The organism is Stenotrophomonas sp. YIM B13575 (genome assembly GCF_042787595.1).
In the GTDB taxonomy this organism is placed as follows: domain Bacteria; phylum Pseudomonadota; class Gammaproteobacteria; order Xanthomonadales; family Xanthomonadaceae; genus Stenotrophomonas; species Stenotrophomonas lactitubi_B.
Window position 1 is genome coordinate 1 of sequence record NZ_JBHZOP010000109.1, and the last position, 4805, is coordinate 4805.

Genomic DNA, 4805 nt, shown 5'->3' on the forward strand with positions numbered 1-4805 from the left:
GTGGGTCCGGTTGCGGGGGACGCTGCAAGTACGTCCATGTAAGCTCGGTCGCGCCATCCATGGCGCTCACGCCCCCGCAACCGGACCCACCCCGCCTCAGACAGTTTCCCGCGATCTGTCGGAATCGCATGGTCTGCTCTTGGTGGGTGTCGACCTTGGTCGACACGTAGATCCACGCCATGCGTGGATGATCGCCGCAGGATCCATCAATGGATGCAATCGACTGGATTGCGGCGGACTACTCCACCTCCCCCAACAGCGCCTGCAACCCCGGCAACCATCGTTTGCCGGGGTGGCGTACCAGCCACAGCGTGCGCTGCAGGGCGGGCAGCGGGGTCTCCAGAATGCGCAGGCGGCCCAGGGCCAGGGGCTCTTCCAGGGCGTGGCGGGACAGGCAGGCCAGGCCGAGGCCGGCGATGGCGGCCTGCTTGATCGCTTCGGTATTGCCCAGTTGCAGCGTCTGCGCGAAGCCGCGCAGATGTGGCAGCAATGCCTGTTCGACGGCTTCGCGGGTGCCGGATCCGGGCTCGCGCAGCAGCCAGCGTGCGGCGCGCAGTTCATCCAGCGACCAGCGTTGGGGCACATCCGCGGCTGCCACGATCACCAACGGGTCCTGCTGCCAGGCAGTCACCTGCAGCCCGCGCTCGTGGCACGGGCCTTCGATCAGGCCGGCGTCGACGTCCAATCGTTGAACGGCCGCAACCACGCCAGCGCTGTTGTCGATGCGCAGATCGACCTCGGCCTGCGGTGCCTGCCGCAGCAGGTCGGCGATGCGCGGCGGCAGCAGGTAGTTGCCGATGGTGGTGCTGGCCGCCAGCACCAGCCGCAGCGGTGCGCCTTGGGCCGGGTCACCGCCTGCCGCCAGTTGCCGCTCCAGATCGGCGGCATTGACCAGCAGCGCGCGCGCCGGTTCCAGCAATGCCCGGCCGTGGCCGTTCAACGCCAGGCGACGGCCGATGCGGTCGAACAGCGGCGTGCCGAAATGCGCCTCCAGTTCCTGCAGCGCGGCACTGCTGGCCGATTGTGAGAGGGCGATGGCCTGGCCGGCGGCCGTGGTGCTGCCATGATCGGCAATGGCGACGAAGACCTGCAGCTGGCGGAGGGTCAGGCGCATATTCAACCTGCTAGATAGGTAATTTTCACCAATATTATTCGTTTTACAGGTCAATTGGGTGAGCGCAGGCTGGCATGGCCTCTTCAGAGCCTTCAACCTCCATGAACGCCCCCGCTCTCTCATCCTGGTCCCTGCCCGCCCTGCGCCAGCGCTGGCAACCTCGGCTGCCCGGCCTGCTGCTGGTCGGCCTGGTCGCGGCCGCCTCGCTGTATCTGGCCGAGCTGCCGTGGCTGCAGGCGCACGGCCTGAGCGCGCTGACCGCGGCGATCGTCGCTGGCATCGTGGTGGGCAATACGTTCTACCCGCGGCTGGCCCCTGCCAGCGCGGCGGGCGTCGGCTTCTCCAAGCATTGGCTGCTGCGCGCCGGCATCGTGCTGTACGGCCTGCGGCTCACCTTCCAGGACATCGGCCACGTCGGCGTGGCCGGCGTGCTGATGGACGTGCTGGTGGTGGCGAGCACCTTCGGCCTGGCCTGCTGGTTGGGCGTGCGCGTGTTCAAGATGGAGCGCGAAGCGGCCATGCTGATCGGTGCCGGCAGTGCGATCTGCGGTGCGGCCGCCGTCATGGCCGCCGAACCGGTGGTACGCGGGCGTGCCGCGCAGGTGACGGTGGCGGTATCGACGGTGGTGGTGTTCGGCACGGTAGCGATGTTCCTGTATCCCGCGCTCTACGCGCTGATGCAGTCACATGGCTGGCTGGCGATGGACGCGCAGCAGTACGGCCTGTTCACCGGCGCGACCGTGCATGAGGTTGCGCAGGTGGTCGCCGCTGGACGCGCGGTGAGCGAGCCCGCCGCCGATACGGCCGTCATCACCAAGATGGTGCGGGTGATGCTGCTGGCGCCGTTCCTGATTGCACTGTCGCTGTGGCTGGCGCGTGGTGGCAAGGCAGCGGCGAACGGTGGCAAGGCCCGTATCGTGGTGCCGTGGTTCGCGTTCGGTTTCGTGGCGGTGGCCGGTTTCAACTCGCTGCACCTGCTGCCGGCGGGTGTGCAGGCCGGGCTGGTGCAGCTGGATACCGTGCTGCTGGCGATGGCGATGGCCGCACTGGGCCTGACCACCCACGTGTCGGCGCTGCGCCAGGCCGGCCTGAAGCCGCTGCTGCTGGCGCTGATCCTGTTCGGCTGGCTGCTGCTCGGCGGCCTGGCGATCCATCAGGGCGTGCTGGCGGTGCTGGGCTGAGCAACCCTCCCAGCTTGCCGAAACCATACGCAGGTCGTACAAGAACGTCCCCTGCGCTGCACTGGATGGACGCCATGAGCATCAATGACTTTCCAGACTTCCGCTACCATCCGGACCCGGTCGCGACGGGCAACGTGGGGCCGTCCACCACTGCCTGCAGGGTCTGCCAGCAAGCGCGTGGATACGTGTACCTGCACAATGCCATCCACGCAGGGCGCGAAGACTATTCGGAGCAGATCTGCCCTTGGTGCATTGCCGATGGCCGTGCAGCGTCGGCGCTGGATATCGCATTTGCGTGGAGCCTGGACATCGACGAAAGCGTGCCCGAAACCGCTTTGGAAGAGCTGTCCCGGCGCACGCCAGGCTATGTCAGTTTTCAAGGGGAAAAATGGCTGGCACATTGCAATGATGTCTGCCGCTTCTTGGGAGACGCCACCATGGAACAGGTGAGCCAGGCCTCGGCAGCGACCATCGCGGCATGGTGCGCGGCCAATGACGCCGACGAAGCGCTTTGGTCGGAGCTGGCCAGCGATTACGCACCCGGTGCAGATATCGGCTTCTACACGTTCGAGTGCCTGCACTGCGGCCTGATCCAGTTCCATGTTGACGCGGCCTGAGTCTTCTTCTGCTCCTGTCCAACGTGGATCGTTAGACTTGGGGCATGCCCGCATCTCCCACCCTGCTGCCGATCCCGTTGCGCCTGCTGGATGATCGCTATGGGCCGGGCAACGTCGACGAAGCCGAAGACACGCTGATCGGGATCGTGCAGGCGGTGATGGGCGAGCAGGCGACCTGTTCGTTCGACTTCGATACACAGCACGCCAACCCGTGGTTCCACCAGCTGCTGCTGGAGCCCAGCGCCGCTGGAAAGCCGGCCACCCAGGAGCAGTTGCAGGCGATGGCTGCGCAGCTGGAGGCCCTCGGGCTGGGCTGAGGGGACGGCCAGAGCATCCACGCATGGCGTGGATCTACTGAATTCCAAAGGCGCCGCCTCCCCCGGGGGATCCACGCCATGCATGGATGAAGGCTCCCAGGCGGGACCGGGCGCGCACGCAGGTACAATGCGCCATGACTGACTTTTCGACCCTGCCGCTGAGCCCGGCCCTGCAGCCCGGCCTGGATGCCCTCGGCTACACCACCCTCACGCCGATCCAGGCGCAGAGCCTGCCCGCCATCCTCGATGGCCGCGATGTCATTGCCCAAGCCCCGACCGGCAGCGGCAAGACCGCCGCCTTCGGCCTGGGCCTGCTGCAGTCCATCGACCCCAGCCTGATCCGCGTGCAGGGGCTGGTGCTGTGCCCCACCCGCGAGCTGGCCGACCAGGTGGCCAAGCAGATCCGCAAGCTGGCCACCGGTATCCCCAACCTGAAGCTTTTGCTGCTGACCGGCGGCACGCCGCTCGGCCCGCAGCTGGCATCGCTGGAAAGCCACGACCCGCACGTGGTGGTCGGCACGCCCGGCCGCGTACAGGAACTGGCGCGCAAGCGCGCACTGAATCTGGGCGCCGTGCGCACGCTGGTGCTGGACGAAGCCGACCGCATGCTCGACATGGGCTTCGAGGAACCGATCCGCGAGATCGCCGGCCGTACCCACCGCGATCGCCAGAGCCTGCTGTTCTCGGCCACCTTCCCCGACACCATCCGCGCCATGGCCCGCGACCTGCTGCGCGATGCCGTGGAAGTGACCGTGGAAGGCGCCGACCAGGCGCCGGCCATCCGCCATCTGTTCTGCGAGGTCGAACCGGCACACCGGCAGAAGGCGCTGGCCGGCCTGCTGCTGAAGTACACGCCCGAATCGGCCGTGGTGTTCTGCAACACCCGCAAGGACGTGGACGAAGTGGCCAACTCGCTGCAGCAGTTCGGTTTTTCCGCGCTCGCCCTGCATGGCGACATGGAGCAGCGCGACCGCGAGGAAGTGCTGTTGCGCCTGGCCAACCGCAGCTGCAACGTGCTGGTTGCCAGCGACGTTGCCGCGCGCGGCCTGGATGTTGAAGAGCTGGCCGCAGTGATCAACTACGAGCTGCCGACCGACGTCGAGAGCTACCAGCACCGTGTCGGCCGTACCGGTCGTGCCGGCGCCAGTGGCTTGGCGATCAGCCTGGTGGCGGGCCGTGAAAAGAACCGCGCCGACGCCATCGAAGTGCAGCGCGGCGAGCCGCTGGACTGGCAGAAGACGCCGCTGGCGACGTCGCGCCCGGCCGAGCTGCCGCAGGCGGCGATGCGCACCCTGCGTATCGATGGCGGCAAGACCGACAAGCTGCGTGCAGGCGACATCCTCGGCGCACTCACCGGTGACGCCGGCCTGTCGGCCAAGTTCATCGGCAAGATCGCGATCTTCCCGACCCGTTCCTACGTGGCGATCGCCCGCGAGCAGGTCAACAAGGCGGTGGCGAAGCTGGAAGCCGGCAAGATCAAGGGCCGACGGTTCCGCGTGCGGATGATGTAACGGGCAGGACATCCGCCGGGCATGGCCCGGCGCTACCTGCTTGCCGTGGGTAGCGCCGGGCCATG

At 67.4% G+C, this 4805-nt stretch carries 5 protein-coding genes; 4 read left to right on the forward strand and 1 reads right to left on the reverse strand.

Annotated features, from left to right (window positions below; all coding sequences use genetic code 11):
• Nucleotides 1–238 precede the first annotated feature (238 nt).
• Nucleotides 239–1114 (reverse strand): LysR family transcriptional regulator, encoded by an 876-nt coding sequence (locus tag ACFX4F_RS16515; RefSeq protein WP_380657190.1) that lies wholly within the window; start codon nt 1112–1114, stop codon nt 239–241.
• A gap of 101 nt (nt 1115–1215) precedes the next feature.
• Here ACFX4F_RS16515 and ACFX4F_RS16520 point away from each other — a divergent pair, with 101 nt between their 5' ends.
• The 4 genes from ACFX4F_RS16520 (at nt 1216) to dbpA (ending at nt 4740) form a co-directional block, all read left to right on the forward strand.
• Nucleotides 1216–2295 carry a YeiH family protein gene (locus ACFX4F_RS16520; RefSeq protein WP_380657192.1) on the forward strand — a complete coding sequence of 360 codons (1080 nt, stop codon included), beginning with the start codon at nt 1216–1218 and terminating at the stop codon, nt 2293–2295.
• Between the two features lie 74 nt (nt 2296–2369).
• On the forward strand, nt 2370–2912 hold the full coding sequence (locus tag ACFX4F_RS16525; protein ID WP_380657194.1) for a CbrC family protein: 543 nt from the start codon (nt 2370–2372) through the stop codon (nt 2910–2912).
• A 44-nt stretch (nt 2913–2956) separates the two neighbouring features.
• Nucleotides 2957–3229: a hypothetical protein gene (locus ACFX4F_RS16530; RefSeq protein WP_380657196.1), complete on the forward strand. Its 273-nt coding sequence runs from the start codon at nt 2957–2959 to the stop codon at nt 3227–3229.
• Between the two features lie 134 nt (nt 3230–3363).
• Nucleotides 3364–4740, forward strand: a complete 1377-nt coding sequence (gene dbpA, locus ACFX4F_RS16535) for an ATP-dependent RNA helicase DbpA (protein WP_380657198.1) — start codon at nt 3364–3366, stop codon at nt 4738–4740.
• Nucleotides 4741–4805: the final 65 nt, after the last annotated feature.

Excerpts from the sequence above, each read along its gene's own strand:
- ACFX4F_RS16515 (WP_380657190.1), bottom strand. The coding sequence starts at position 1,114 with ATGCGCCTGACCCTCCGCCAGCTGCAGGTCTTCGTCGCCATTGCCGAT.
- ACFX4F_RS16520 (WP_380657192.1), top strand. The coding sequence starts at position 1,216 with ATGAACGCCCCCGCTCTCTCATCCTGGTCCCTGCCCGCCCTGCGCCAG.
- ACFX4F_RS16525 (WP_380657194.1), top strand. The coding sequence starts at position 2,370 with ATGAGCATCAATGACTTTCCAGACTTCCGCTACCATCCGGACCCGGTC.
- ACFX4F_RS16530 (WP_380657196.1), top strand. The coding sequence starts at position 2,957 with ATGCCCGCATCTCCCACCCTGCTGCCGATCCCGTTGCGCCTGCTGGAT.
- dbpA (WP_380657198.1), top strand. The coding sequence starts at position 3,364 with ATGACTGACTTTTCGACCCTGCCGCTGAGCCCGGCCCTGCAGCCCGGC.